This window comes from Pseudomonas sp. 22490 (assembly GCF_052044465.1).
Lineage (GTDB): Bacteria > Pseudomonadota > Gammaproteobacteria > Pseudomonadales > Pseudomonadaceae > Pseudomonas > Pseudomonas aeruginosa.
In genome coordinates this window covers 25551-51785 of sequence record NZ_JBQENS010000045.1, presented here as the reverse complement: position 1 = coordinate 51785, position 26235 = coordinate 25551, and the positions used below count along the sequence as shown (strand labels likewise).

Below are 26235 nucleotides of genomic sequence, written 5' to 3'. Positions count from 1 at the left end.
CCATACTGGTCGGTCCAGATCTCCTCGCCCTTGGGCCCGACCACCACCGCAGTCTGCGGGCCGCGCACCACCGGCACCGGGGTCGACGGCAAGGGGCGGAAAGCCTGGCCGGCGTCGATACAGTCCAGCTCGCTCTCGAACTGCGCGCCGCCCCCGCCATTACCGGTCTCGTAGAGTTCCTGGACTACCCGGTACTCGGCGCCAACCACCAGGTATTCGCGGTTCTGGTCCAGGCGCGGGTAGTTGCTCAGGTGGAACAGATGGCCCGCCCCGATACCCCTGGCGCATCCCCGCAGGCGAACTCGCTCGTACTGGGTCTGGATCGCCTCGATGCGGGTCCGTGCATAGTGTTCGCCGTCCTGGCTCTGCACATACTCGCCAGGGTAGTCGTAGAGCGGGTAGTCGGCCGCGGCATGGGCGCGCCCGACATTGGAGCGCACTTCCAGGCGGGTGCCGGGACGCTGGAAGTCGTAGTCGTTGAGGCTCAGCGAGCCGGGCTGGACCTCGCGCGCCATGTGCCAGTCGAAGAAGTGGTCGCGCTCGCGATGGCCGAGGCTCGGCGGGTAATAGGGCACGCTGGTGTAGCCGGCCGGGCTGTGGTGCGCGCCGTAGGCATCGGAGAGCACCAGGATGTGGCGCTTCTTTTCGTGGCGGAACCAGTAGTAGATGCCTTCCTGCTCCATCAGCCGGCTGACGAAATCGAAGCTGGTCTCGCGGTATTGCACACAGTATTCCCACTCGCGGTAGGAGCGGCTCAGGGCGTCCTCGAAGTCGGAGAAGCCAAGGTCGCGGAACACCTGCTTGATGATGTCCGGGACCTTCTGGTTCTGGAAGATGCGGCAGTCGGAGGTGCGCGTCAGCAGCCACAGCCAGGGCCGCAGGGTGACCTGGTAGCTGGCGAACTGGCCGGCGCCGGCGCCCTGGCTACAGCGCGCGACGATGCCGTGGAAATACCGCCGGCTGCCGCCGGGGAGTTCCAGCGCGAGGCTCATCGGCTTGCCCAACAGGGCATCCAGAGGCAAGGCGGGATTGCTCGAGACCAGTTCGAGCTCGTGGCTGAACAGCCGGCCCAGCTCTTCGCGACCCTCCAGCCGTTGCAGTTGCAGGACCTCGGGTCCCAGCGGGGAGTCCACGTGTACCAGGCGGGTGTGTTGGGAGAACAGCATGGGGAATCTTCCTTGATAGTCACCTGCGGCGGGCGGCCCGAACAACGCGCCAGCAGCGCGCCAGATGATCGTACAACCCAGTGCCGTCGCGAAAGGCTGGCCAATAGCCACGACACTCCTGCCCGCCTCCTGCGGACCCGCCGACCCTAAGCCAGAACCAAAGCCGAAGCAACGACGGCTTTGTCGAAAAGTATTTCCGCTCCGAGCACGCTGCGGCGCATTGGCCCATTGCCCGATACCCGGCAAAAATGAGATATTCACGAACGTGAATCATTCTCATATTTCAATCCCATCTCCCCGCCTGCTGCTGGTCGAAGACGACCCGCGCCTACGCGAGGATCTCGACGCGCATTTCCGCCGGCGCGGCTTCCGCGTAACCGTCTGCGGCGATGGCTCGCACGGACTGGAAGCCGCCGGGCGCGAAGCGTTCGACCTGGTGTTGCTGGACATCATGCTACCCGGCCTCGACGGCCTGGCCCTGCTGGAGTCGCTGCGCCGCGAGCAGGCCACGCCGGTGATGCTGATGTCGGCCCTGGGCGCCGAACAGGATCGCATCAGCGGCTTCACCCGCGGCGCCGACGACTACCTGCCGAAGCCGTTCAGCCTGGCCGAGCTGGATGCCCGCACCGACGCCCTGCTGCGCCGCGTACGACTGGACCGCCTGCCGTCGGCGCAGCGGCGGGATACCCGGCTGGTGTTCGACGACCAGGCCCAGGATGTGCTCCACCAGGGCCTTCCGGCGGGGCTGACGCCATCCGAGTACCGCCTCCTGGCGACGCTCCGCGAACACGCTGGCGAGGCGCTGAGCAAGCCGTTCCTCTACCGGAGCGTGCTGCACCGCAGCTACACGCGCCTCGACCGCGGTCTCGACGTGCACGTCTGCAACCTGCGGCGCAAACTCGCCGCGGTCGCCGTCCGTCACCTGCAGATCCAGGCGGTACGCGGCCAGGGCTACCTACTGGTGGAGACGGAACACCCCTGATGCGCAGGCACCCGCTGTTATGGAAACTGGCGCTGCTGCAGGTCGGCTTCTGCCTGCTGCTGACCTGGCTGATCTACACCTGGGGCCTGTCGGTGGAGCGCAGCACCTACTTCCTCGCCCCGGCCGACCGCAGCTACCTGGCGGACTACGCGCGGCAGGCGGAGGATGCCTGGCGCAGCGAGGGTGCCGCGGGCGCCGAACGCTTCCGCAAGGAACTGTCGGCGAAGGAAGATACCTGGGTGGCGCTGGTCGGACCGCACCTGGAAAGCCTCGGCAGCACGCCGCTAAGCGCCGAGGAGTCGAGCCACCTGACCTTCATGCGCAAGCTCGACTGGCCGATGAGCCGGCGCCTGCAGGACGAACTGCCGTACGTCAGCATCGAGTTCCCCGGACATCCCGAGCAGGGCCGGCTGGTAATCCAGTTACCGGAGCGCCTGCTGCCCGGCGGGCTGACCCCCTGGACCCACCTGGTCACCCACGGCATAGTCCCGACCCTGCTGGCCGCCCTGCTCGGCCTGCTGCTCTATCGCCACCTGGTGGTGCCGCTGAACCGCTTGCGCGATCGCGCCGACGCCCTGCGCGCCGACGAACTGGAAAGCACTCCCCTCGCCGCACCGCTGGCGGCCCGCCGCGACGAACTGGGCGAGCTGGCCCAGGCCCTGGAGCACATGGCCGAGCGCCTGCGCCTGAGTCTCGCCCAGCAGCGCCTGCTGCTGCGCACCCTGTCCCACGAACTGCGCACGCCGCTGGCGCGCCTGCGCATCGCCCACGACAGCGAGCTACCGCCGGAACAGTTGCGCCAGCGCCTGGATCGCGAAATCGGCGACATGCAACGACTGCTGGAAGACACCCTCGACCTCGCCTGGATGGACACCGAGCGCCCGCAACTGCCCACCGAGCCGGTGCTGGCGCTGTCGGTGTGGGAAGCGCTGCGCGATGACGCCTGTTTCGAAAGCGGCTGGGACCCGGCGCGGCTACCCTGCCGCTTGGGCGTCGACTGTCGCGTCGAGGTACACCTGGACAGCCTGGCCCAGGCCATGGAAAACCTCCTGCGCAACGCCATCCGTCACTCGCCCGAGGACGGCACGGTCAGCCTCGACGGCGAGCGCGAGGGCGACTTCTGGCACCTGCGCCTGCAGGACCAGGGCCCTGGCGTGGCGGAAGACCAGTTGGAACGCATCTTCCTCCCCTACCAGCGCCTGGACGATAGCGCCGGCGAAGGTTTCGGCCTCGGCCTGGCGATCGCCCGGCGCGCCATCGAGCTACAGGGCGGCCGGCTCTGGGCCAGCAACGGCAAGCCCGGATTGTGCCTGCACCTGTGGCTGCCGGCGGCCGCCTGAGGGCGAAGTGTTTAGAAAGTTAATGCGCTTTACTCTCAAATAACAATCAATATCATTTGTGATCTCTTGCATTTCGCTGCATTGCCCGGAGATCACCGATGTCCTCACGCGCCCTTCCCGCCGTTCCCTTCCTGCTGCTGTCCAGTTGCCTGCTCGCCAACGCCGTACACGCCGCCGGCCAGGGCGACGGCTCCGTCATCGAGCTGGGCGAGCAGACCGTGGTCGCCACCGCCCAGGAGGAAACCAAGCAGGCGCCGGGGGTTTCCATCATCACCGCCGAGGACATCGCCAAGCGACCGCCGAGCAACGACCTGTCGCAGATCATCCGGACCATGCCGGGGGTCAACCTGACCGGCAACAGCTCCAGCGGCCAGCGTGGAAACAACCGGCAGATCGACATCCGCGGCATGGGCCCGGAGAACACCCTGATCCTGGTCGACGGCAAGCCGGTCAGCTCGCGCAACTCGGTGCGCTACGGCTGGCGCGGCGAGCGCGACAGCCGCGGCGACACCAACTGGGTGCCGGCCGACCAGGTCGAGCGCATCGAAGTGATCCGCGGCCCGGCGGCGGCGCGCTACGGCAACGGCGCGGCGGGCGGCGTGGTGAACATCATCACCAAGCAGGCCGGCGCGGAAACCCACGGTAATCTCAGCGTCTACAGCAATTTCCCGCAACACAAGGCCGAAGGCGCCAGCGAACGGATGAGCTTCGGTCTCAACGGGCCGCTCACGGAAAACCTCAGCTACCGCGTCTACGGCAACATCGCCAAGACCGACTCGGACGACTGGGACATCAACGCCGGCCACGAATCCAACCGCACCGGCAAGCAGGCCGGCACCCTCCCCGCCGGTCGCGAAGGCGTGCGCAACAAGGACATCGACGGGCTGCTCAGCTGGCGCCTGACGCCCGAGCAGACCCTCGAGTTCGAGGCCGGCTTCAGCCGCCAGGGCAACATCTACACCGGCGACACGCAGAACACCAACAGCAACAACTACGTGAAGCAGATGCTCGGCCACGAGACCAACCGCATGTACCGCGAGACCTACTCGGTCACCCATCGCGGCGAATGGGACTTCGGCAGCTCGCTGGCCTACCTGCAGTACGAGAAGACCCGCAACAGCCGGATCAACGAAGGCCTGGCCGGCGGCACCGAAGGTATCTTCGACCCCAACAACGCCGGCTTCTACACCGCCACCCTGCGCGACCTGACCGCCCACGGCGAGGTCAACCTGCCGCTGCACCTGGGCTACGAGCAGACCCTGACCCTCGGCAGCGAGTGGACCGAGCAGAAGCTCGACGACCCCAGCTCCAACACCCAGAACACCGAGGAAGGCGGCTCGATCCCCGGTCTCGCCGGAAAGAACCGCAGCAGCAGTTCCTCGGCGCGGATCTTCTCGCTGTTCGCCGAGGACAACATCGAGCTGATGCCCGGCACCATGCTCACCCCAGGCCTGCGCTGGGACCACCACGACATCGTCGGCGACAACTGGAGCCCATCGCTGAACCTGTCCCACGCGCTCACCGAGCGGGTCACCCTGAAGGCCGGTATCGCCCGCGCCTACAAGGCCCCCAACCTGTACCAGCTGAACCCCGACTACCTGCTCTACAGCCGTGGCCAGGGTTGCTACGGGCAAAGCACCAGTTGCTACCTGCGCGGCAACGACGGCCTCAAGGCCGAGACCAGCGTGAACAAGGAACTGGGCATCGAGTACAGCCACGACGGCCTGGTAGCGGGGCTGACCTACTTCCGCAACGACTACAAGAACAAGATCGAATCCGGCCTGTCACCGGTCGACCACGCCAGCGGCGGCAAGGGCGACTACGCCAACGCGGCGATCTACCAGTGGGAGAACGTGCCCAAGGCGGTGGTCGAGGGCCTCGAAGGCACCCTGACCCTGCCCCTGGCCGACGGCCTGAAGTGGAGCAACAACTTCACCTACATGCTGCAATCGAAGAACAAGGAAACCGGCGACGTGCTCTCGGTGACGCCGCGCTACACCCTCAACTCGATGCTCGACTGGCAGGCCACCGACGACCTCTCGCTGCAAGCCACGGTCACCTGGTACGGCAAGCAGAAGCCGAAGAAATACGACTATCACGGCGACCGTGTCGCCGGCAGCGCCAACGACCAGCTCTCGCCCTACGCCATCGCCGGCCTCGGCGGCACCTATCGGTTGAGCAAGAACCTGAGCCTCGGCGCCGGCGTCGACAACCTGTTCGACAAGCGCCTGTTCCGCGCCGGCAATGCCCAGGGCGTGGTCGGCATCGACGGGGCCGGCGCGGCGACCTACAACGAGCCCGGACGGACCTTCTATACCAGCCTGACCGCGTCGTTCTGAGCCATAACGAGAAAGCCTGATGAGAACCTCCCTGCTCGTCGCCGCCCTGGGCCTCGCCCTGGCGGCGGCCCTGCCCGGCGGCGCGCCGCTGGCGCAACCGGACCCCGAGGCGACCATGGACCGCAGCCTGCTGCAACGCCAGGACCTGCCCTATCGCTTCAGCGCCGTGGACCTGGACTCCGTCGATGGCCAGCGGCATTACCGGCTGTGGCTCGGCCGACCGCTGCAGGCACCGCCCGCCGCCGGCTACCCGGTGGTCTGGATGCTCGACGGCAACGCCGCCGTCGGCGCCCTCGACGAGTCAACCCTGAGACGCCTGGCCGACGGCGACGCACCGCTGCTGGTCGCCATCGGCTACCGCACGCCGCTGCGCATCGACCGCGCCGGGCGTACCTTCGACTACACCCCCGCGAGTCCCGGCCAGGCCGATCAGCGCGACCCGCTCAACGGCCTGCCCAGCGGTGGCGCCGACGCCTTCCTCGACCTGCTGCGCGACGGCATGCGCCCGGCCGTGGCGGCGCAGGCGCCCCTGGACACCGCGCGACAAACCCTCTGGGGACACTCCTACGGCGGCTTGCTGGTGCTCCACGCACTGTTCACCCGTCCCGGCGAGTTCGCCCGCTACGCCGCGGCCAGCCCGTCGCTGTGGTGGCGCGACGGGGCGATCCTCGGCGAACGAGCGGGGCTCGAACAGCGCCTGCGCGGAAAGCGCGCGGAACTCCTGCTCTGGCGCGGCAGCGCCGAACCGGCCAGCCCGCGCGGCTCGCTGAAAGCCGAGCCGGGCCAGGCGATGGCGCGGCTGGTAGATGACCTGCGCCGGGTTGCCGGGCTCACGCTGGACTTCCAGCCGCTCGACGGCCTGGGTCATGGCGAAACGCTGGGGGCCTCGTTGCGCCTTCTGCTCGCCCGTCCGGCGGTGGAACGCCAGCGCTGAAGGCGCACGCTCCCAGGAGCCCTTTACGCTTACGCCGTCCCTTTCTTCCGCCCGCGAGAGAAGGTCGGATTGAAGGACAACCGCCTGGCGGCTCTTCGTCCTACCGAAAGGGCTGCGTCCTCCGGACACCGACCCCGGAAACGCCTCCACTGCAACCCTCTGCGGCGTTGGGAAGAGGAGCTATCCCGAAGCCTTTTGTCCTCGCGATCCCCGGCTCTCCCACCCCTCAAGCCCCGCTCACATGAGCAGCGCAGGAATCCTGCCAGCAATGCCAACTTGCCATCACTCGAATCTGATCTAGCGTTGCAAACAGAAGAGGCATCGAATCAGGAAGGACGACATGAACGGCAAAGGACGCGGCAATACTCTCTACGCCATCAGCCTGCTGCTGGTCGGCGGTTGCTCCAGCAGCCTGCAACATAACGAGGGGGCGACACAGGTAGCGCACAGCCCGGACAAGCGTGCGATGAGCAGCATCTTCCTACCGTCCGGACGCAACTCGACGACCGCCATCGAAAAGGGCGAAGCCCTGTCGATCAAGCTGATCGCGGCCTACCTCTGCGATTTTCGCGAGGAGAAAGGCAATGGCGACCTTCTGGCGAGCGGCAACAAGGAATCCAGCCTCTGCACCGGTGGCGACGGCAGCCTGTTCGACAATGCGCGCAGCACTCAGGGCGAGATCGCCATCACCGCCAGTGCCGGCGAACGCGGTGCGACCTCCAACGGCCTCAGCTTCAATCCCGCCGACATCAAGCGCAACGGCCGGGTTGTCTATTACAACGAGGACATCCGCGAGAGCGGCCAATTGATCAACGCGCTCAACATCCCGATCTACGGTCCGAAGACCTACGACGGCGGGACCTTCTTCGTCGACCTGGCGATACTCGAACTGGACGAGAACGAGAACAAACAGAGCCGCAAGCTCCTGCAGGAGCTGGCCAAGGTCGGCAGCGCCTCCTACGCCCCCGGCACGCCGGTTCTCAATCTGCTGAACAGCCTCGGCGACGCGCTGCTCAGCGCCAACGGCGACGACGTCGAACTTCGCTACCAGATGGAGTTCGATCCGCCGTACCAGGGACGCACGCGGAAAACGGATACGCAGCCACGCAACGGGACCAGCATCAGCAGCCGGGCTCCCTTGCGCGAGGGGTACTACGCCTTCGTGAGAATGGAGCAGCGTGACCGCCTGCCGGCCTTCGGGCAGTTGACAGTGTCCACCGGGTCCCACAATCCCCTGCTGGTCGAAGCGAAGACCATGCAACTCTATCGAGGCGGCTCCTGGTTGCTGGTACGGGTTGCCCGCGAAGACCATGAGCAAGCCTCGGCGCAGGACGTTTCTACCGCGACCGCTGCATTCCTTGAACAACTGGGTCGCGCGGATGTCCCACCGGACACGTTCGCCAAGGTGCTGGAGCAAAGCCTCAAGCTCATGGCTGCGGAGACGGCGCCAGCCCAGTAGGCGAGCGCCTCCTCCAGCCCCGTCCGGCCAGGATTCAGGCCACCACCGGAATCAGCGGGTCGGCCGCCGCCAGCGCCACGGCGCGGTCCGCCGCCGGCGGGTAGATCCACACGCCATTGATCTCGGTCTTGATCTTCTTGCCCTCCTCGCGCACGAACCGTACCTGGCGGTCCCAGCCCTCGGTGAACACCGCGCCCCAGCCGCCGAGGTCGAGACAGGTCACGTACTTCACCTGGCTGTAGGGAATCGGCTCGACGCCGAGCAGGTCGGCGGCCACGTTATTGCCGGCCGAGCGACCCAGGGCGATGGCGTGCTGGCAGGTCATCAGGGCATGGTTGCCGAGGTCGTCGGTAGCCGCGCGGGCCACGTCGCCGGTGGCGTAGACATCGTCGAGACCGAGCACCTTGAGGTTGCGGTCGACATGCAGGCGACCCTGGGCATCGCGCTCGCCCGGAATCTGCCCGGTCAGGGTGCTGGCCCGCACGCCCACGGTCCAGACCACGGTCTTCGCCTCGATCCGCTGGCCGTCGTCGAGCGTCACGCCCTCGGCATCCACCGCCGCCACCGAACGCCCCAGGCACCACTCCACGCCCAGTTCCGCCGAGGCCTCGGCGATCAAGCCGCTCAGGTCCGCGCCCATCGATGCGCCGATGGCGGCGCCGCGGTCGACCACGATCACTCGCAGCGCCGCTTTCTCGCCGAGGATCGCCCGCAGGCGCGCCGGCATCTCGGTGGCGGTCTCGATGCCGGTGAAGCCGCCGCCGGCGACCACCACGGTGTTGCGTGCCGGTGAATCCGGCAAGTCGCGCAGGGCATGCAGGTGTGCCTCTAGGCGCAGGGCGTCTTCCAACTGGTCGACATCGAAGGCAGCGTCGATGCCGACGACACTCGCCGGACGCCACACGCCGCTGCCGGCCGCCAGCACCAGGCGGTCGTAGTCCAGTTGCGCCAGCGTGCCCTCGGCATCGCGGTACTCCACCCACTTGCCGGCCACGTCGATGCGCTGCGCGCTGCCCTGCACGAAACGCACGCCGACCGCGGCGAACAATTCGCCCAGCGGCGCCGCCATGCGCTGCACGTCAGGCTCGTAGAAACGCGGGCGGATGCGCAGCTCGGGCTGCGGCGCGAGCACCGCGACCTCGACGTCGTCGCGGCCCTGGCGGTCGAGCTGGCGCACTGCGCTCAGCGCGCTCCACATGCCGGCGAATCCGGCACCGACGATCAGGATACGTTGTTTCATTGGGGGCTCCTGGAGGGAAAGGACGGGATATCCGGAGAAAAGCCTCTCCGTAACTACGACTATATTTGTCGTAGTTAAGAAGATCAATCCCCGAAAAGCGTTCCGACAGGCAATCGCCCCTCGCCGTGAAAGAGAGGAAAAGACGTCGAAAACATACGAAAAGGATCGGAGATAGAGCGCTTCGAGGCGGAAGACAGCGAACGACCTGTCCTTGTGAGCGACCTGAAAACCGCGCAGAATATTGCGAATATTTCTATCGGAGTTAGTGATGGCTCTCTATAGCGCCGGCGTCGAATACGGCATCCACTGCCTGTTGTTCCTCGCCGACGAGAAAGGCGACAGCCGCGAGTCCAGCGTACGCACCCTCGCCGAGTTGCAGGGCGTGCCGCCGGAACTGCTGGCCAAGGTCTTCACCCGCCTGGCCAAGGCCGGCCTGGTGGCTGCCACCGAAGGCGTGCGCGGTGGCTTCCGCCTGGCACGGCCGGCCAACGAAATCAGCGTGCTCGACGTGGTCCGCGCCATCGACGGCGACAAATCGATCTTCGAATGCCGCGAGGTCCGCGAGCGCTGCGCGATCTTCGAAGGCAACCCGCCTTCCTGGGCGACCCGCAACACCTGCTCGATCCACGCGGTGATGCTCACCGCGCAGAAGCGCATGGAAGAAGCGCTGGCCCAGCAGACCATCCTCGACCTGGTACGCCGGGTGGGGCGTATCGCGCCACCGGAGTTCGGCGAAGAAGTGCTGCGCTGGATGGATGCCAGCCGGGAAGGACGCGGCGGCTCCCGCGACTAGCCCTTGGCGCATACGGAGCGGCGCCGCAAGCCCGTTTCGCGGAAAACACCATTGTCGACTGCGGTGCTAATCGCGCCGGCGTTTCTCCCTACCCTATCGCCAGAGGCCGCCGCAGAGCGGCCGCCGGCCCACTGCAATGGCCCGTGACCAACTTGCGTGATAGGTGAACGATGGAACCTGGCAGCTACCAACTGACCATGAGCGTGCTCATGACCCCCGACAAGGCGAACTTCTCCGGCAACGTCCACGGCGGCGCGCTGCTCAAGCTCCTCGACGAAGTGGCCTTTGCCTGCGCCAAGCGCTACGCCGGACGCTACGTGGTGACCCTGTCGGTGGATCAGGTGATCTTCCGCGAGCCGATCCATGTCGGCGAACTGGTGACCTTCCTCGCCTCGGTGAACTACACCGGGCGCACTTCGATGGAGGTCGGGGTGAAGGTGATGACCGAGAACATCCACGAGCGCACCGTGCGCCATACCAACAGTTGCTTCTTCACCATGGTGGCGATGGACGACCAGCGCCGGCCGGTGGCGGTGCGTCCGCTGGAACCGGAGACCGCGATCGAGAAACGCCGCTACGCCCAGGCCCTGGCCCGGCGCGAGCAGCGCAAGCTGATGGAACTGCGCTACCAGGAGATCCGCGAACAGGTGGATCACGCGATGCCGGCCTGAACGCCGCCCGGCCCGCGGGCCGGGTCCTCAGCCCTCGCCGACCAGGCTCTCGAACGCTTCTTCCAGCACGCTGGCGCTGCCGGGGCGGACCACCCGCGCCACCTCCCGGCCGTCGCGAAGAAAGACGAAGGTCGGCCACAGCTTGACCTGGAACGAGCGCCCCAGGCGGCGCCCGGGACCGTCCTCGACCTTCAGGTGGCCGACCTCCGGATAGTCGCTGAATACTTCCGCCAGCAGCGGCTGGGCGGCCTGGCAATGGCCGCACCAGTCGGTACCGAACTCCACCAGCGTCGGACCGGCGAGCCGGTCCAGTTCGTCGCGCGCCGGTGCCTCGGCGCTGTATCGGGTCTTCATACGCTGCTTCTCCATGAGCTTGGCTGACAGGACGGCAGACTCCCGCGGCGGCGCCAGGTTCGACCCGCGCGACGATGGACTCAGCGTTTCCGCACGCGCGCCATGCAGCGCTGGTAGCGTTCGTCGACGCGCTTGGCGAACCAGGCGGTGGTCAGCTTGCGGGTGATCTTCGGGCTCTCCAGGGTGATCCCCGGCAGCACGGCGCGGGGCAATGTCTTGCTGGTGGCGCTTTCGGCCAGGGCGAAGACCTTGCGGTACAGCGCGCTGTCGGCGAACTCCGGGCTGTCGCCCTGCTCCAGCGCCCGGCGGATCGCCGCGTCGCTCATGTCCAGGCGCTTGCCGAGGCTGCGCACGGCCAGTTCGGTGGAGCCCGGCGTGCGCGTGCCGTAGCGGATCAGATCGCCATCCAGCGCCAGCGGAATCCCCGAGACGCGACTCACCGCGCTCTGGAACGCGGCGTTGCGACTGGCATACCAGCCGGCGTTGAAGTCGGCGAAGCGGTACAGCGGCGCCGGGTAGTCCGCCGGATAGCCAAGCAGGTGGGCGATGCCGAAATACATGCCGCCGCGCCGGCTGAACACCTCGCGGCGGATGCTGCCGTCCAGCGGATAGGGATAGCCGTCCGCGTGCTGCTCGGCGAAAGCGATGCTGACCTGCATCGGCCCGCCGGTGTGTACCGGGTTGAAGCCGCCGAACAGCTTGCCGCCCATGGGCACGATGGCGATGAAATCGTCGAATGTCTCGCTCAGTTCCTTCTCCGTGCGCGCCGCGGCCAGGCGCTGGCTGTAGGTGCGGCCATCGGGCGACTTGATATTCAGCGCCGAGCTGACCAGGAACGCCGGCACGTGCAGCTTGCCGGCACGACGCTCGACCTCGCGGGTGGCGATCCTGCCCAGGCCGGCCACCGGCGGGTCGACCTGGTAGGTGGACTCCTGCTCGGTCACCGCCAGCACCGCACAGAGATTCTCGTCGCTGGGGTAGATCTGCTGGGCGGAAAAGGCCGCGTAGATATCGCTGGCCCACCCTTGGCGATCGCGCACCGTGGCCGGCATCAGGCGGACGATCTTCGCCCGTACTTCGTCGGGGTTGGGCGGCGGCGGCTCCGCCGACCGCGAACTGCACCCGGCCAGCGCCAGGAGCATGAGCAACCCCGTTACGCCGCGACCCTGGCGTACTGCTTTCATCTGCGATTCCCTGTTCCGTTGCGAAGTGGGCGGCCGATGGCGACCGCCGAAGCCAGGGCATTCTAGCCGAGCATCCGGCGGCTTCCGTACCGTCCGTCACGCACGGTCGCGGTTCACAGCGCTGCGTCGGTGCGCTGCCGCTTGACCCGACGCCAGGTCGAGGGCGAGGCGCCGGCCAGCCGGAGAAAGATCCGCGAGAAATGCGGCTGGTCGGAAAAGCCGCAGGCGACGCCGATCTGCGAAAGCGGTTCGTCGCTGCCCAGCATCAGCTCCTTGGCCCGGTCGACGCGCATGCGCATCAGCCATTCGTGGGGCGAAACACCGGTGCTGCACTTGAAGGCCTTGGTGAAATAGCTGCGCGAGAGCCCGCACTCCTCGGCCAGGCGCGCCACCGACACGCCCTCGGCCAGATGCCCGGCGATCAGCTCCTTGGCCCTGCGCAATTGCCAGGGCGCCAGGCCCTTGCCGGTGCAGACCGGGACCTGGGTCGAAGCGAAGCGATCCTGAACGTGGGTCAACAGCGCCAGCATGACCTGCTCGATGAACAGTTCGTTGCGCTCGCCCGCCCTGGCGAAGCTGGGCAGCAGCGCCAGCGCCAGGTGATAGACCACCGGATCGTCGACACCGATGATCCGCTCCGGCTCGGCGGACGCGCGTTGCCCTTCTTCGTAGAGAAACTCCTTTATCGAAGCGCGCGGCAACATGAAGCGGACATTGTCGTAAGTTGTCCGGTGCTGGCACTTTATTTCATCGCCAAGATAGGCGATGGAGATACTTTTCCGTGGATGTCCGCCATCGAAAACCAGTTTGTTTCCATTCCAGAGACGATGGGAATTGAAATCGCGCAACTGCACGATGACGGAAAACGAATCGGCACAAGGAATATGGATCACCTTGTCCGGATCGGGAGTCGCCTCACTATTGCGAATCAAGGCGTACCCTTCTCCCCTTATGATGTTCCCTGGCGTGGATTGGTCGCCCTTTGTTCTGTCTATGGCAACAGTCATGACTCCCCCTGATTCCATGCGCCTGATGATCTCGTGACACTTTTCTCTCGACGCGAAAAACGACGCACGAAAGCTCCCCCAGAGATTAATCCGAGGGAGCCGTTCCGGGGAAATCTAACCGACGAAGATAACTACCAGATTACTGCGCTGTTACTCGATGATATAACGCTCAACCCTTTTCCTTTTCCGACGGGCCAGCGGCCTGGTCGAGGCGATGCCGACCCGGTAGTTGCCCCAGCACATGGCCGACCGAACCCGCCTTGTCGCAGGCCGAGGCGAACGCGCAACCGCCGAGCAATTGCTTGCCGACCGGGATGACCTGCTCGCCGAGCAGGATGCCGAGCAACCCCACCAGCGCCACCAGCGGCGGAGCCGGCGAACGCACCTGCAGCAGGCTGTAGACGATCCCCACCAACAGTCCGGCGCCCAGCGACAATACGTAGAGCTTCATCTTCGTTCTCCTTCGCGGCCGTGCCGCCCGGCGGACCGGAGCGGCACGGCCGGCATTCACTTGGCCGGATTCGGGCCGATGCGTTCGCCGTGGGTCACCCGCTCGGGCGCCTTGTGCACCATGGTGTAGGCGTAGTCCACGCCCATGCCGTAGGCCCCGGAATGCTCCTTGGCGATGGCCATCACGGCGTCGTAGGTATCCCGGCGGGCCCAGTCGCGCTGCCACTCCAGCAGGACCTGCTGCCAGGTCACCGGTACCACGCCGGCCTGGACCATGCGGTCCATGGCGTACTTGTGGGCGTCGCTGGAGGTGCCGCCCGAGGCATCGGCCACCATGTAGATCTCGTAGCCGCCCTCGAGCATGGCGCAGAGGGCGAAGGTGGTGTTGCAGACCTCGGTCCACAGCCCGGCGACCACGACCTTCTTGCGGCCCGCGGCGGCCAGCGAGTCGCGCACGTTCTGGTCGTCCCAGGAGTTCATCGAGGTGCGTTCGAGGATCTTCTGCTCGGGGAACACCGCCAGCAGCTCCGGAAAGGTCGGGCCGGAGAAGCTGTCGGTTTCCACCGTGGTGATGGTGACCGGGATGTCGAATACCTTCGCCGCCTTGGCCAGGCCCACTACGTTGTTCTTCAGCGTCTGGCGATCGATGGACTGTACGCCGAATGCCATCTGTGGCTGCTGGTCGATGAAGATGATCTGGCTGTTCTGCGGAGTTAGAACTTCGAGATAGTGGCTCATGATTGTTTCCTGACAACGAACGATGAATTCCAGCTGTTGCGCACAACAGCACGCAGGCCAACAGATAATTTCCCGTGGCCGGCCAGACTATGAAGCATGAATATTGGAAAAAACAAACTTTTCGAGAAAATAAATCACTGAACTGCGGCCCTGGATAAAGTTGAACGGCGATATTCAAAATATTCGACACATCCATACAAAAAGCGCACACAGAGACAATAAAAAAAGGATTACCAGCTAGCAGAATCGACAGTCCGCCCTATAAGAAAAAGCCCCCATGAAGTTCAGGACATGTCTCGCGCCTTACTTGCTATCGACCACCAGCAAGTTGCGCTTGCAGGAGGATGCGTCATTCGGGAAAACCGCTCTTTCGTCCCGTACGTTTCCCGCCGCACCTATCCTGTCCGGTGGCCTCTCTCGCCGCCGCCCTCGCTGACCGATTCCGCCCCGCTGCCAGGAGCACGCCATGAGCCACGATCCGCCGAGCAAGGACCGCCGCCATTTCCTCACTACCAGTTCGGTGCTGGGCGCCGCCGGAGTCCTGTGGTCCGCCCTGCCCTTCGCCAACGCCGCCAGCCTTTCTCCCGCAAGCAACCCAGGAGGTTCCATGACCGCCGACCTGATCCTGCACAACGGCCGCTTCCACACCGTGGACCGCGACAACCCCACCGCCACCGCCGTGGCGATCAAGGACGGCAAGTTCCTTGCCGTCGGCAACGACGCCGAGGCGATGCTCCATCGCGGCAGCGCCACCCAGGTGATCGACCTGCAGAAGCGCACCGTGATCCCCGGTCTCAACGACTCGCACCTGCACCTGATCCGCGGTGGCCTCAACTACAACCTGGAACTGCGCTGGGAAGGCGTGCCCTCCCTGGCCGACGCCTTGCGCATGCTCAAGAACCAGGCCGAACGCACGCCCAGCCCCCAGTGGGTGCGGGTGGTCGGCGGCTGGAACGAGTTCCAGTTCGCCGAGAAGCGCATGCCGACCCTGGAGGAATTGAACAAGGCCGCGCCGGACACCCCGGTGTTCGTCCTCCACCTGTACGATCGCGCCCTGCTCAACCGCGCCGCCCTGCGCGTGGTCGGCTACACCAAGGACACGCCCAACCCGCCCGGCGGCGAGATCGTCCGCGACAGCAGCGGCGAACCCACCGGCATGCTGATCGCCCGGCCCAACGCGATGATTCTCTACGCCACCCTGGCCAAGGGACCGAAGCTGCCGCTGGAATACCAGGTCAACTCCACCCGCCAGTTCATGCGCGAACTCAACCGCCTCGGCCTGACCAGCGCGATCGACGCCGGCGGCGGCTTCCAGAACTACCCGGACGACTACCAGGTGATTCGCGAACTGGCCGACCAGGGCCAGCTCACCGTACGCATCGCCTACAACCTGTTCACCCAGAAACCGAAGGAAGAACTCGCCGACTTCAAGAACTGGACCGGCAGCGTCAAGTACGGCCAGGGCAGCGATTTCTTCCGCCATAACGGCGCCGGCGAGATGCTGGTGTTCTCCGCCGCCGACTTCGAGGACTTCCTCGAACCGCGCCCGGACCTGCCGCAGACCATGGAGCAGGAGCTGGAGCCTGTGGTCCGCCACCTGGTGGAGCAGCGCTGGCCGTTCCGCCTGCACGCCACCTACGACGAATCGATCTCGCGGATGCTCGACGTGTTCGAGAAGGTCGACCGCGACATTCCGTTCAACGGCCTGCCCTGGTTCTTCGACCACGCCGAGACCATCACCCCGCGCAACATCGAGCGGGTGCGGGCACTCGGCGGCGGCATCGCGATCCAGGACCGCATGGCCTTCCAGGGCGAGTACTTCGTCGACCGCTACGGTGCCAAGGCCGCCGAGGCCACGCCGCCGATCCAGCGCATGCTCGCCGAGGGCGTGCCGGTGGGTGCCGGCACCGACGCCACCCGGGTCTCCAGCTACAACCCCTGGACCTCGCTGTACTGGCTGGTCAGCGGCCGCACCGTCGGCGGCATGGCCCTGTATCCGCAGGGCCTGCCGCGGGAAACCGCGTTGCAGCTGTTCACCCACGGCAGCGCCTGGTTCTCCAGCGAGCAGGGCAAGAAAGGACAGATCAAGGTTGGCCAGCTCGCCGACCTGGCGGCGCTGTCGGCGGACTTCTTCGGCGTCGAGGAAGAGGCCATCAAGTGGATCGAGTCGGTGCTCACGGTGGTCGACGGCAAGGTCGTCTATGCCGCCGCCGAGTTCGACAAGCTCGGTCCGCCGGCGCCGCCGGTGCTGCCGGACTGGTCGCCGGTGGCCAAGGTACCCGGCCACTGGCGGCAAGGCGCGCCGCTGACCGCCCAGGTCCACCAGTGCGTCGGTGCCTGCGCGGTACACGCCCACGAGCACAACCGCGCGCGCCACTCCAACGTACCGGTGAGCGACTTCCAGGGTTTCTGGGGCGCATTCGGCTGTTCCTGCTTCGCTTTCTGACGTACCCGGGCGGGCCCTTCGCGGCCCGCCTCGCCCGGAGTTTTCCCGATGATCCGCGTTCGACCGGTCGGCCGCCTGGCCCTTTTCCTGGCGCTGGGCGGCACCTCGCCGTGCCACGCCGCGACAGAGGAAGCCAAGGCACCCGACTACCTGGAGTGGCGCCTGCTCAACCGCAACTACTTCCTCTACAACGACTATCGCCGCGCGGACGCCGGGCGCGGCTACCGCAAGGAATGGGCACACGGCCTGATCGCCGACCTGGAGTCGGCCTATACTCCCGGCCGCGTCGGTTTCGGCCTCGATCTCCACGGCTTCGCCGGCTTCAAGCTCGACGGCGGACGTGGCCATGCCGGCACCGGCCTGTTGCCGCTGGACTCATCCGGCGATAACGCCAGCGAGTATTCCGACGCCGGCGCCGCACTCAAGCTGCGGCTCGGCGAGAGCCTGCTCAAGGTCGGCGAGATGACCGTCGAGACCCCGGTCTTCGATACCAGCGACAAGCGCCTGCAACCCCAGTACGCCAGGGGCTTCTTCCTGCAGAGCGACGACCTCGACCGCGTGCGGATCCAGGCCGGGCGCTTCACCGCCTTCAAGGAACAGGCCTCCAGCTCCGGCCATGGCGACTTCGACGGCTACGGCGCGAGCACCGCCGGCAGCGCCATCGGCTTCGCCGGCGCCAGCCTGGCGGCCAGCGACAACCTGAGCGGCTCGCTGTTCGCCGCGCAACTGGACAACGTCTGGCGCCAGGTCTATCTCAACATGAACCTGCAACGTGCCGCGTTCAGCCTGGATGGCAACCTCTATCGCACGCGCGACCAGGGCCGCAGCCGGGCCGGCGCGATCGACACCCTGGCCTACAGCCTGCAACTGAAGTACCGCGTCGGCGCGCAGGGTTTCTCCCTGGCCTACCAGCGTGTCCATGGGGATACGCCGTTCGACTTCGTCGGAGGTGACTCCATCTACCTCGCCAACTCGATCAAGTACGCCGATTTCAACGGTCCGGGCGAACGCTCCTGGCAGGCCCGCTACGACCTCGACCTGGCCCCGTTCGGCCTGCCGGGGCTGAGCTTCATGGCGCGTTACGTCAGCGGCCGCGCCATCGACGGCAGCCATGCGCCGGCCGGCGGCGCCTACAACCCGCTGGGCGCCGATGGCCGCTACCGGCCCTTGCAGGGCAGCGGCGGCAAGCACTGGGAGCGCGACCTCGACCTGCGCTACCTGTTCGCCTCGGGCCCGCTCAAGGACCTCTCGCTGAACGTCTCGCACCTCAGCCACCGGGCCAACGCGGCCCAGGCCGGCGACGACATCGACCGCCTCTACCTGATCGTCGAATACCCACTCAAAGGCTCGCTCTGACCATGACCGCACCCGCCGCCTCACCCTGGAGTCCCCTGCGCCAAGCCACCTTCCGCTGGCTATGGCTGGCCAGCATCGCCTCGAACATCGGCACCTGGATGCACGAGGTGGGCGCCGGCTGGCTGATGACCTCGCTCTCCGCCAGCCCGCTGAACGTGGCCCTGGTGCAGGTCGCCGGATCGCTGCCGATGTTCTTCCTGGCCCTGCCGGCCGGCGCCCTCGCCGATATCGTCGACAAGCGCCGCTACCTGCTCGGCGTGCAATTGTGGATGGCCTTGGTGGCCACCCTGCTGGCCAGCCTCACCCTGCTCCAGTTGACCAGCGTCTGGCTGCTGCTCGGCCTGACCCTGTGCATGGGCATCGGCACCGCGCTGATGATGCCGGCCTGGAGCGCCACCACTCCGGAACTGGTGGGCAAGGACGAACTGCCGGCGGCGGTGGCGCTGTCCAGTGTCGGGGTCAACCTGGCGCGGGCGGTCGGACCGGCCATCGCCGGGGTGCTGGTGAGCCTGGTCGGCCCCTGGCTGACCTTCGCCCTCAACGCCCTCTCCTTCTTCGCGGTGATCGCCGTGCTGCTGGCCTGGAAACGCGAGGCCGTGCCCTCGGTGCTGCCGGCGGAACGCCTGTTCGGCGCCCTGCGCGCCGGCTGGCGCTACAGCCGCAGCTCGAGGCCACTGCAATCGGTGCTGGTGCGTGCGGTGGCGTTCTTCCTCGGCGCCAGCGCCGGCATGTCGCTGCTGCCCCTGATCGTGCGCGGCGAACTGCATGGCAACGCCATGGACTTCGGCCTGCTGCTGGGCAGCGTCGGCGTCGGCGCGGTGCTCGGCGCCGCGTTCCTGCCGCGCCTGCGCGAACGCCTCGGCAGCGACCGCCTGGTGCTGCTCTCCAGCGTGCTCTACGCACTGGTGCTGGTGGCCCTGGCGCTGCTGCGCAACCTCTATTTGCTGGTGCCGGTGATGCTGCTCAGCGGCGCGGCATGGATCGCCGTGCTCTCCAGCCTGCAGGTCGCCGCGCAGACCTCCGTGCCGGCCTGGGTCCGCGCCCGCGCGCTGGCGGTCTACATCCTGGTGTTCTTCGGCAGCATGGCCGCCGGCGGCGCCCTGTGGGGTCTGGTCGCCAGCCACCTGTCGATCACCTTCGCCCTGCTCTGCGCCAGCGCCGCGCTGCTGCTCGGCCTGTTCGCGTCGCTGCGCTGCCGGCTGCCGGTCACCGAGGCCGAGGACCTCGCGCCGTCGCTGCACTGGCCGGCACCACTGGTCGACGAAGAGGTGGACCAGGAACGCGGCCCGGTGATGGTCACCCTCGAGTACGACATCGACCCACAGGACGCCGCGGCATTCCAGGCGGCGATGGTCGAGGTGCGCGCCATGCGTCGGCGCAACGGCGCGGTGTCCTGGGGGCTGGTCCAGGACAGCGGCAACCGTCGCCTGTGGCTGGAGTTCTTCATCGACGAATCCTGGCTGGAGCACCTGCGCCACCACCAGCGGGTGACCCGCGGCGAGTTGCGGGTCGAGGCCGCCGTCCGGCGCTTCCAGAGCGCCGGCGTGGAGGTGCGCATCCGCCATTACCTGCACGGCGCGGCCAGGCCTTGAGCCTCCCGGGCGACGGTCGTCGCCTGCCCCTGGCGGATCCGCCCACGGCTGTTATCCTGCTCGCCGATGGCGCCACAAGGACGGTGGCCGGTAGCGATGCCGCGCACCCGCGGCGCCGCGAACGCAACCCACAGGGAAGTCCACGCATGTCCTACGACTACGAGAAAACCAGCCTCACCCTCTACCGGGCGGTATTCAAGGCCAACTACGACGGCGACGTCGGTCGCTACCTGCGTCCCGACAAGGAACTCGCCGAGGCTGCGGAAGTCGCCCCGCTGCTGCATCCGACCTTCGACAGCCCCAACACCCCTGGCGTCCCCGCCCGCGCGCCGGACATCGTCGCCGGCCGCGACGGCCTCTACGCCCCGGACACCGGCGGCACCTCGGTGTTCGACCGCGCCGGCGTGCTGCGCCGCGCCGACGGCGACTTCGTGATACCCGACGGCACCGACATCCCGCCGGACCTTAAGGTGAAGCAGGACAGCTACAACAAGCGCCTGCAAGCCACCCACTACACCATCATGCCGGCCAAGCCGATGTACCGGGAGGTCCTCATGGGCCAACTGGACAACTTCGTGCGCAACGCCATCCGCCGCCAATGGGAAAAAGCCCGCGGGCTCTAGGAGTGAACCATGAACCTGAAACCCCAGACCCTGATGGTGGCGATCCAGTGCGTCGCCGCGCGCACCCGCGAACTCGACGCGCAGTTGCAGAACGACGACCCGCAGAACGCCGCTGAACTCGAACAGTTGCTGGTCGGCTACGACCTCGCCGCCGACGACCTGAAGAACGCCTACGAGCAAGCCCTGGGCCAATACAGCGGCCTGCCGCCCTATGACCGGCTGATCGAAGAGCCGGCATCCTGACGGCCCGTGGGCAGGCCATCGTTGGCCTGCCCGCTCCAGCGCGCGCAGAGAAACGACAGATGGTCTTCGGCTGGCACGGCGACACCATCACCCGCGACACCGAAGTGTGCCGCGACTAGCGCAACGCCCAGGACGTACGGCGCTTCCTCGTCGGGCTGTGCGGCGCCGACTTCCGCTTCGATCGTGCCTTCATGGCCTGGATTGGCGACGGCGCGGCAAAATCCCTGGGCGAGGTGGCGGACGAACGGCGACGGCGCCACGCCGACACCAGCCCCTCCGCCTGAGCGAGCGCTCAGGCGCGGAAATGGCTCGGCGGCTGGCCGCTCCAGCGCTGGAAGGCATGGCGCAGGCTGGCGGTCTCGCTGAAGCCGAGTTCCTCGGCGATCCGGTAGATCGGCATGTCGCCGCTCTGCAACAACTCCTTGGCGCGGGCGAAGCGCAACTCGTCGAGCAATTGCTGGTAGCTGGTGCGCTGCTGCTGAAGGTGCCGGCGCAGGCTGCGCGACGAACAGTTCAGGCGCCTGGCCAGTTCCTCCAGGCCGGGCGGGTCCTGCAAGCGCTCGGCGAGGATCGCCCGGACCTTGTCCAGCCAGGCACGACGCGCGGCCAGGTCGATGTTCTGCCGCCGGCACTGTTCCAGCATCTCCCGGTGGGTCACCGGGTCGGCCAGCGGCAACGGGCGCTCCAGCCATTCGGCGGCGAAGCCGATGGCGCTGCGCTCGCGTTCGAAGTGCAACTCGCAGGCGAAACCCTCGGCGTAGGCCCGCGCCATCGCCTCGTCGCCGGCATAGTCGAAGGCCGCTTCCAGCAAGGGCAGCGGCTGGCCGAGCAGGTCGGCGCAGGTGACCTTCAGCGAGCCCAGGCAAAGCTCGGTGTTGAATGGCCGCAGCGCCTCGTCCTCGCCGTAGCCGGTGGCCACCAGCCAGGCGCGGCCGTCGGCGACTTCCAGCGACAGGTGGAAGTAGGTGCCGAGCAAGACCGGATAGCTGAGGCCGATGCGCAGCGCCTCGCCGAGGGTCGGCGCGGAGAGCAGCGCGTAGCCGAGCAGGCCGTAGGCGGAAATCCGCGTGCGCAGTCCCAGGCGCAGGCCGAGGGCCGGCTCGTCGCTGAGCCGGCAGGCGTTGGCGAACACCTGCTGCTCCTGCCAGGGGCTGATCAGGCGCCGCAGGTCGAGCAGGTCGGCGGGGGTGATGCCACTGCCTTCGAGCAGTTGCTCGCGGGCGAACCCTTCCTTCTCCAGCAGCGAGAGAGTGAGGGTCGACATGTGCAGCGAGTTGAGCCAGGTGGCGCGGGAGAAGGTCGAGTCGATCATGGCGTGCCCATCGTTACCGGTGGCCGCGCCGCGCTGTTACCGCGCGGACGGGATACACAGGGTAGGCAAGTTGCGTGCCGCCGCGCCTGTCGCCGGTCCCGCAGGCAGTTGGCTCAACCGCGCGAGAGGAAGCGCATGCCCTCCTCCAGGCCGCTCAGGGTCAACGGATACATCTGTTCCTTGACCAGTTCGCGGACCAGGCCGGTGGACGCCGTGTAGTTCCAGGTGTCCTTCGGATAGGGGTTGATCCAGATGAGCTTCTTGTACTTCTCCATGAAGCGCTGCATCCAGACGTAACCGGCTTCCTCGTTCCAGTGCTCGACGCTGCCGCCGGCCTGGGTGATTTCGTAGGGCGCCATCGCCGCGTCGCCGACGAACACCACCTTGTAGTCCGGACCGTACTTGTGCAGCAGGTCGAAGGTGGCGGTGCGTTCGCTGCTGCGGCGCAGGTTGTTCTTCCACACCGACTCGTAGATGAAGTTGTGGAAGTAGAAATACTCCAGGTGCTTGAACTCGGTCTTGCAGGCCGAGAACAGCTCCTCGCAGACCTTGACGTGGGCGTCCATCGAGCCGCCGATGTCCAGCAGCAGCAACAGCTTCACCGTGTTGCGCCGCTCCGGGCGCATCTGGATGTTGAGCAGCCCGGCGTCCTTCGCGGTGTGGTCGATGGTGCCGTCGATGTCCAGCTCCTCCGCCGCGCCCTCACGGGCGAACTTGCGCAGGCGCCGCAGGGCGATCTTGATGTTGCGCGTACCCAGTTCGACCTGGTCGTCGAGGTTCTTGTATTCGCGCTGGTCCCAGACCTTGGCCGCCTTGCCCTGGCGCTTGCCGGCGTCGCCGACGCGGATGCCCTCCGGGTTGAAACCGCCGGAGCCGAACGGACTGGTACCGCCGGTACCGATCCACTTGTTACCGCCGGCATGGCGCTCCTTCTGTTCCTCGAGGCGTTTCTTGAACTCCTCGATCAGCTTGTCCAGGCCGCCGAGGGACTGGATCTGCGCCTTTTCCTCGTCGGTCAGCAGGCGCTCGAACTCCTTGCGCAGCCATTCCTCGGGGATCAGCGCCTTGAGGTGGTCGTCGAGCTTCTCCAGGCCCTTGAAGTAGGCGCCGAAGGCCCGGTCGAACTTGTCGAAGTGGCGCTCGTCCTTGACCATGATGGTGCGCGCCAGGTAGTAGAACTCGTCCATGTCGGCGAACACCACGCGGTGCTTCAGGGCATCGATCAGGTCGAGCAGCTCGCGCACCGACACCGGCACCTTGGCTGCGCGCATTTCGTTGAACAGGTTGAGCAGCATGGCTGCGACCTCGTCTGTTGTCCGTTGATCCCGGCGCGCGAGCGCCGGTCAGTATTGGTGTTCTTGCGGCAGGTCGTCGGCGATGACGTACCAGTCGGCTTTCGAACCCACGTAGATGTGCCGCTGCGCTACCGATGGCAGCGGCGAGTCGAGGGTGCCGAGGGCAATAGAGGTGTACGTCGGGTCCTCGTTGCCGCCAAGCCACTGCAGGTTCGATCCGCAGTGGCGGCAGAAGGTACGGGTGACGCCTGGCGACGAGTGGTATTCGGCCACCGCGTCCGCTCCGGCGACATAGCGGAACGCCTCGCGGCGCACCTTGCCGTAGGTGGCGAACGCCGCGCCGTGGGCCTTGCGGCACTGGCTGCAATGACAATGACTGGCCGACTCGATGGGCGCGTCGATTTCATAGCCTACCGCGCCGCACAGGCAACTTCCGCTGAGCATGGGATGTTCCTCCGCTGTCTGGCGTGCCGCCCCGCAGCCCTTTCCCCGGAAAGGGCCGACGCACTCAGCGGCTGGCGCGGCGGCTCATGAACGCCAGGCGCTCGAGAAGCTGCACGTCCTGCTCGTTCTTCACCAGGGCGCCGGCCAGCGGCGGGATCGCCTTGGTCGGGTCGCGTTCGCGCAGCACCGCTTCGCCGATCTCGTCGGCCATCAGCAGCTTCAGCCAGTCGACCAGCTCGGAAGTCGAAGGTTTCTTTTTCAGGCCGGGCACCTTGCGCACGTCGAAGAAGATGTCCAGCGCCTCGCTGACCAGCGACTGCTTGATGTTCGGGTAGTGCACGTCGACGATCTTCTGCAACGTCTCGCGGTCGGGGAAGGCGATGTAATGGAAGAAGCAGCGGCGCAGGAAGGCGTCGGGCAGTTCCTTCTCGTTGTTCGAGGTGATGATGATGATCGGGCGCTGCTTCGCCTTGATGGTTTCGTTGGTCTCGTAGACGTAGAACTCCATCTTGTCGAGTTCCTGCAGCAGGTCGTTGGGGAACTCGATGTCGGCCTTGTCGATCTCGTCGATCAGCAGGATCACCCTCTCCTCGGCCTCGAAGGCCTCCCAGAGCTTGCCCTTCTTGATGTAGTTGCGCACGTCGTGAACCTTGTCCACGCCCAGCTGCGAATCGCGCAGGCGGCTTACCGCATCGTACTCGTAGAGGCCCTGGTGGGCCTTGGTGGTGGACTTGATGTGCCAGGTGATCAGCTTGGCGCCGAAGGACTCGGCCAACTGCTCGGCGAGCATGGTCTTGCCGGTGCCCGGTTCGCCCTTCACCAGCAGCGGCCGCTGCAGGGTGATGGCGGCGTTGACCGCGAGCTTGAGGTCGTCGGTGGCGACGTAGGACTGGGTGCCTTCGAACTTCATCAGGAAATCCTCGAACGGTAACGCCCTGGCTGGAAAACCGGGCAGTTCAGTATTGTTTGAAAACCCGACTATAACGCGGGGACAAGCGCACTGTGAACGCAGACGGGTCATTCAGTCACTGAATGCCCGGCCACCTCGCGACCCGCCGTTCCGCCCGCGTCTTCAGCCGTCGTCGTCGCGCGTCGCCGGGGAACGCTCGAAACGAGCGTTGAACGCCTCGACGAACGCGTTGCGAAGAATCCCGAGGAACGCCTGGAACGCGCTGACGTCCCGCTGGTGGATATTACCGCTCAGGCTCACACGGGTTGCGAACTGGTCTTTGCGCTGGTTCTTCAGCACCGTCTCGCCACCGCCGACCAGCGCCTCCCACACCGAGCGGAACAGGTTCTTGTCGCCATCCTCCACGTCCTGCCGCCAGTTGAACACGTCCACGTCGCGCAGCAGCGGCTTGATGTAGCCATCCAACTGGCCGCGCTTAGCCTGGGCCTCCAGCACCAGGTCGCCGGTGCCGGCATTGAAGTCGAACTTGCCATAGGCGCTGGCGAAGTCGTTGAGCCGCTTCAGCTCGACGCGGGTGACCCGCAGGCGCAGGTCGAAGTCCTCGAAGTCGCTCAGCGGGTCGAAATGCGCCGCCACTTCCAGCGGCGCCTGGCCGAGTATCCGCGCCGTGCCTTCGAGACGCGCCGGCCGCTCGCCCCGGGCGTCGGCCACGTTGGTCAGGTTATAGATGCTGGCGTTGAGCGCCGAGGCGTGCAGGTTCACCGGCGGCTTCGAAGTGAAGTTGCGGAAACGCAGGGTGCCGTCCACCACCCGCACCTCGTTGAGGGTGATCGGCAGCAGCTTGTCCAGTTGCTCGCGCCAGTCGGTGCCGGCACCGGTCTGCGAGGCGTCGCGGTCGCCGCCGGCATCGACGAAGTTGAGCTGCGGACGCTCGAAGACCACCCGCGCCACTACTGCGTGATCATCCCAGAGCGCCTGCCAGCTCACCGACAGGTCGATGCTCGGCGCGTCGAGGAACGGCACCGGCACCTTGCCGTTGTCCTTGACGATGCTCAGCCCGTCGATCCGATACGCGCCGCGCCAGAGCGCCAGGTCGACGTCGGCGATGTGCCCACGGTAGTCGCCCATGTCGGCCAGCTTGCCGTTCAGGTAGTCGCGCACCAGGTACGGCAGCGCCAGGTGCAGCGCCAGCAACAACAGAAGCAGCGCCGCCAGGCTGCCCAGGGGAATGGCATAGCGTTTCTTCATCGGTACGGCCCTCCTGGACAGTGGACACGCGCGGCGCGCCGCTGGTTCGAACGCGTCTGGACGCGCGGGCGGGGGCGGAATAGGCTGATTGATCTTTCTCCATGCGACA

25 protein-coding genes are annotated in these 26235 nt (G+C 66.6%); 13 read left to right on the top strand and 12 right to left on the bottom strand.

Features of this window, described 5'->3' with window-relative positions; all coding sequences use genetic code 11:
• Positions 1-1166: type VI secretion system tip protein VgrG (gene vgrG / locus ACTJJX_RS31735; RefSeq protein ID WP_049296428.1), on the bottom strand; the 1166-nt coding region annotated here is incomplete at its 3' end.
• 265 nt (positions 1167-1431) lie between these two features.
• Here vgrG and ACTJJX_RS31730 point away from each other — a divergent pair.
• The 5 genes from ACTJJX_RS31730 to ACTJJX_RS31710 all read left to right on the top strand — a co-directional run bounded on the left by ACTJJX_RS31730 (position 1432) and on the right by ACTJJX_RS31710 (position 8220).
• Complete coding sequence (locus ACTJJX_RS31730; protein ID WP_003101494.1) at positions 1432-2148, top strand: response regulator transcription factor; 717 nt, start codon at positions 1432-1434, stop codon at positions 2146-2148.
• A complete protein-coding gene (pfeS, locus tag ACTJJX_RS31725; protein WP_003162120.1) occupies positions 2148-3488 on the top strand; it encodes a two-component system sensor histidine kinase PfeS in 1341 nt (446 codons plus the stop codon). Before ACTJJX_RS31730 ends, pfeS begins: the two co-directional genes overlap by 1 nt.
• A gap of 98 nt (positions 3489-3586) precedes the next feature.
• Positions 3587-5827: a siderophore enterobactin receptor PfeA gene (gene pfeA / locus ACTJJX_RS31720; RefSeq protein ID WP_003162119.1), complete on the top strand. Its 2241-nt coding sequence runs from the start codon at positions 3587-3589 to the stop codon at positions 5825-5827.
• Between the two features lie 19 nt (positions 5828-5846).
• The gene (pfeE, locus tag ACTJJX_RS31715) at positions 5847-6761 is read left to right on the top strand and encodes a ferric enterobactin esterase PfeE (RefSeq protein WP_003090549.1); all 915 of its coding nucleotides are present in this window, start codon (positions 5847-5849) and stop codon (positions 6759-6761) included.
• A 340-nt stretch (positions 6762-7101) separates the two neighbouring features.
• A complete protein-coding gene (locus ACTJJX_RS31710; protein WP_012613981.1) occupies positions 7102-8220 on the top strand; it encodes a hypothetical protein in 1119 nt (372 codons plus the stop codon).
• A 34-nt stretch (positions 8221-8254) separates the two neighbouring features.
• Here the strand turns inward: ACTJJX_RS31710 and ACTJJX_RS31705 are convergent, their stop codons facing one another.
• Positions 8255-9460, bottom strand: a complete 1206-nt coding sequence (locus tag ACTJJX_RS31705) for an NAD(P)/FAD-dependent oxidoreductase (protein WP_003122579.1) — start codon at positions 9458-9460, stop codon at positions 8255-8257.
• Positions 9461-9728: 268 nt separating this feature from the next.
• Here ACTJJX_RS31705 and ACTJJX_RS31700 point away from each other — a divergent pair, with 268 nt between their 5' ends.
• On the top strand, positions 9729-10253 hold the full coding sequence (locus ACTJJX_RS31700; protein ID WP_003090553.1) for an RrF2 family transcriptional regulator: 525 nt from the start codon (positions 9729-9731) through the stop codon (positions 10251-10253).
• Between the two features lie 170 nt (positions 10254-10423).
• The gene (locus ACTJJX_RS31695; RefSeq protein ID WP_003090555.1) at positions 10424-10924 is read left to right on the top strand and encodes an acyl-CoA thioesterase; all 501 of its coding nucleotides are present in this window, start codon (positions 10424-10426) and stop codon (positions 10922-10924) included.
• A gap of 27 nt (positions 10925-10951) precedes the next feature.
• On the opposite strand, the gene ACTJJX_RS31690 is transcribed toward ACTJJX_RS31695, so the two are convergent.
• The 5 genes from ACTJJX_RS31690 to ACTJJX_RS31670 all read right to left on the bottom strand — a co-directional run bounded on the left by ACTJJX_RS31690 (position 10952) and on the right by ACTJJX_RS31670 (position 14657).
• Positions 10952-11278 (bottom strand): thioredoxin family protein, encoded by a 327-nt coding sequence (locus ACTJJX_RS31690; RefSeq protein WP_003101499.1) that lies wholly within the window; start codon positions 11276-11278, stop codon positions 10952-10954.
• Positions 11279-11358: 80 nt separating this feature from the next.
• Positions 11359-12462, bottom strand: a complete 1104-nt coding sequence (locus ACTJJX_RS31685) for a DUF1615 domain-containing protein (protein ID WP_010793091.1) — start codon at positions 12460-12462, stop codon at positions 11359-11361.
• A 113-nt stretch (positions 12463-12575) separates the two neighbouring features.
• Positions 12576-13469, bottom strand: a complete 894-nt coding sequence (locus ACTJJX_RS31680) for a helix-turn-helix domain-containing protein (RefSeq protein WP_003119473.1) — start codon at positions 13467-13469, stop codon at positions 12576-12578.
• Between the two features lie 169 nt (positions 13470-13638).
• A complete protein-coding gene (locus tag ACTJJX_RS31675; RefSeq protein ID WP_003101509.1) occupies positions 13639-13920 on the bottom strand; it encodes a XapX domain-containing protein in 282 nt (93 codons plus the stop codon).
• Between the two features lie 56 nt (positions 13921-13976).
• A complete protein-coding gene (locus tag ACTJJX_RS31670; protein ID WP_016852724.1) occupies positions 13977-14657 on the bottom strand; it encodes a hydrolase in 681 nt (226 codons plus the stop codon).
• 607 nt (positions 14658-15264) lie between these two features.
• Here ACTJJX_RS31670 and ACTJJX_RS31665 point away from each other — a divergent pair.
• From ACTJJX_RS31665 to ACTJJX_RS31640, 6 genes are all read left to right on the top strand, one after another.
• A complete protein-coding gene (locus ACTJJX_RS31665) occupies positions 15265-17103 on the top strand; it encodes an amidohydrolase (protein ID WP_003101513.1) in 1839 nt (612 codons plus the stop codon).
• Between the two features lie 48 nt (positions 17104-17151).
• Positions 17152-18459 (top strand): OprD family porin, encoded by a 1308-nt coding sequence (locus tag ACTJJX_RS31660; protein WP_003116698.1) that lies wholly within the window; start codon positions 17152-17154, stop codon positions 18457-18459.
• Positions 18460-18461: 2 nt separating this feature from the next.
• Entirely contained in the window at positions 18462-20051 is a 1590-nt protein-coding gene (locus ACTJJX_RS31655) for an MFS transporter (protein ID WP_016852723.1), read from the top strand.
• Positions 20052-20197: 146 nt separating this feature from the next.
• Complete coding sequence (gene tse2, locus ACTJJX_RS31650; RefSeq protein ID WP_003119469.1) at positions 20198-20674, top strand: type VI secretion system effector Tse2; 477 nt, start codon at positions 20198-20200, stop codon at positions 20672-20674.
• A 9-nt stretch (positions 20675-20683) separates the two neighbouring features.
• Complete coding sequence (tsi2, locus tag ACTJJX_RS31645; RefSeq protein WP_003114383.1) at positions 20684-20917, top strand: type IV secretion system immunity protein Tsi2; 234 nt, start codon at positions 20684-20686, stop codon at positions 20915-20917.
• 155 nt (positions 20918-21072) lie between these two features.
• A complete protein-coding gene (locus tag ACTJJX_RS31640) occupies positions 21073-21201 on the top strand; it encodes a DUF6434 domain-containing protein (RefSeq protein ID WP_220542119.1) in 129 nt (42 codons plus the stop codon).
• Between the two features lie 8 nt (positions 21202-21209).
• On the opposite strand, the gene ACTJJX_RS31635 is transcribed toward ACTJJX_RS31640, so the two are convergent.
• From ACTJJX_RS31635 to ACTJJX_RS31615, 5 genes are all read right to left on the bottom strand, one after another.
• Entirely contained in the window at positions 21210-22229 is a 1020-nt protein-coding gene (locus ACTJJX_RS31635) for an AraC family transcriptional regulator (RefSeq protein WP_003101519.1), read from the bottom strand.
• Between the two features lie 113 nt (positions 22230-22342).
• Positions 22343-23524 carry a vWA domain-containing protein gene (locus tag ACTJJX_RS31630; RefSeq protein WP_003101527.1) on the bottom strand — a complete coding sequence of 394 codons (1182 nt, stop codon included), beginning with the start codon at positions 23522-23524 and terminating at the stop codon, positions 22343-22345.
• Between the two features lie 48 nt (positions 23525-23572).
• The gene (locus ACTJJX_RS31625; RefSeq protein WP_003119467.1) at positions 23573-23968 is read right to left on the bottom strand and encodes a GFA family protein; all 396 of its coding nucleotides are present in this window, start codon (positions 23966-23968) and stop codon (positions 23573-23575) included.
• 64 nt (positions 23969-24032) lie between these two features.
• Positions 24033-24878, bottom strand: coding sequence for an AAA family ATPase (locus ACTJJX_RS31620; protein WP_003090571.1), 846 nt, complete (start codon positions 24876-24878; stop codon positions 24033-24035).
• 162 nt (positions 24879-25040) lie between these two features.
• Positions 25041-26126, bottom strand: coding sequence for a DUF748 domain-containing protein (locus ACTJJX_RS31615; RefSeq protein WP_003090572.1), 1086 nt, complete (start codon positions 26124-26126; stop codon positions 25041-25043).
• Positions 26127-26235 lie beyond the last annotated feature (109 nt).

Bases quoted from the DNA above. Each gene is read 5' to 3' on its own strand.
- pfeS (WP_003162120.1), top strand. From the start codon at position 2,148: ATGCGCAGGCACCCGCTGTTATGGAAACTGGCGCTGCTGCAGGTCGGC.
- pfeA (WP_003162119.1), top strand. From the start codon at position 3,587: ATGTCCTCACGCGCCCTTCCCGCCGTTCCCTTCCTGCTGCTGTCCAGT.
- pfeE (WP_003090549.1), top strand. From the start codon at position 5,847: ATGAGAACCTCCCTGCTCGTCGCCGCCCTGGGCCTCGCCCTGGCGGCG.
- ACTJJX_RS31710 (WP_012613981.1), top strand. From the start codon at position 7,102: ATGAACGGCAAAGGACGCGGCAATACTCTCTACGCCATCAGCCTGCTG.
- ACTJJX_RS31705 (WP_003122579.1), bottom strand. From the start codon at position 9,460: ATGAAACAACGTATCCTGATCGTCGGTGCCGGATTCGCCGGCATGTGG.
- ACTJJX_RS31700 (WP_003090553.1), top strand. From the start codon at position 9,729: ATGGCTCTCTATAGCGCCGGCGTCGAATACGGCATCCACTGCCTGTTG.
- ACTJJX_RS31695 (WP_003090555.1), top strand. From the start codon at position 10,424: ATGGAACCTGGCAGCTACCAACTGACCATGAGCGTGCTCATGACCCCC.
- ACTJJX_RS31690 (WP_003101499.1), bottom strand. From the start codon at position 11,278: ATGAAGACCCGATACAGCGCCGAGGCACCGGCGCGCGACGAACTGGAC.
- ACTJJX_RS31685 (WP_010793091.1), bottom strand. From the start codon at position 12,462: ATGAAAGCAGTACGCCAGGGTCGCGGCGTAACGGGGTTGCTCATGCTC.
- ACTJJX_RS31680 (WP_003119473.1), bottom strand. From the start codon at position 13,469: ATGACTGTTGCCATAGACAGAACAAAGGGCGACCAATCCACGCCAGGG.
- ACTJJX_RS31675 (WP_003101509.1), bottom strand. From the start codon at position 13,920: ATGAAGCTCTACGTATTGTCGCTGGGCGCCGGACTGTTGGTGGGGATC.
- ACTJJX_RS31670 (WP_016852724.1), bottom strand. From the start codon at position 14,657: ATGAGCCACTATCTCGAAGTTCTAACTCCGCAGAACAGCCAGATCATC.
- ACTJJX_RS31665 (WP_003101513.1), top strand. From the start codon at position 15,265: ATGACCGCCGACCTGATCCTGCACAACGGCCGCTTCCACACCGTGGAC.
- ACTJJX_RS31660 (WP_003116698.1), top strand. From the start codon at position 17,152: ATGATCCGCGTTCGACCGGTCGGCCGCCTGGCCCTTTTCCTGGCGCTG.
- ACTJJX_RS31655 (WP_016852723.1), top strand. From the start codon at position 18,462: ATGACCGCACCCGCCGCCTCACCCTGGAGTCCCCTGCGCCAAGCCACC.
- tse2 (WP_003119469.1), top strand. From the start codon at position 20,198: ATGTCCTACGACTACGAGAAAACCAGCCTCACCCTCTACCGGGCGGTA.
- tsi2 (WP_003114383.1), top strand. From the start codon at position 20,684: ATGAACCTGAAACCCCAGACCCTGATGGTGGCGATCCAGTGCGTCGCC.
- ACTJJX_RS31635 (WP_003101519.1), bottom strand. From the start codon at position 22,229: ATGATCGACTCGACCTTCTCCCGCGCCACCTGGCTCAACTCGCTGCAC.
- ACTJJX_RS31630 (WP_003101527.1), bottom strand. From the start codon at position 23,524: ATGCTGCTCAACCTGTTCAACGAAATGCGCGCAGCCAAGGTGCCGGTG.
- ACTJJX_RS31625 (WP_003119467.1), bottom strand. From the start codon at position 23,968: ATGCTCAGCGGAAGTTGCCTGTGCGGCGCGGTAGGCTATGAAATCGAC.
- ACTJJX_RS31620 (WP_003090571.1), bottom strand. From the start codon at position 24,878: ATGAAGTTCGAAGGCACCCAGTCCTACGTCGCCACCGACGACCTCAAG.
- ACTJJX_RS31615 (WP_003090572.1), bottom strand. From the start codon at position 26,126: ATGAAGAAACGCTATGCCATTCCCCTGGGCAGCCTGGCGGCGCTGCTT.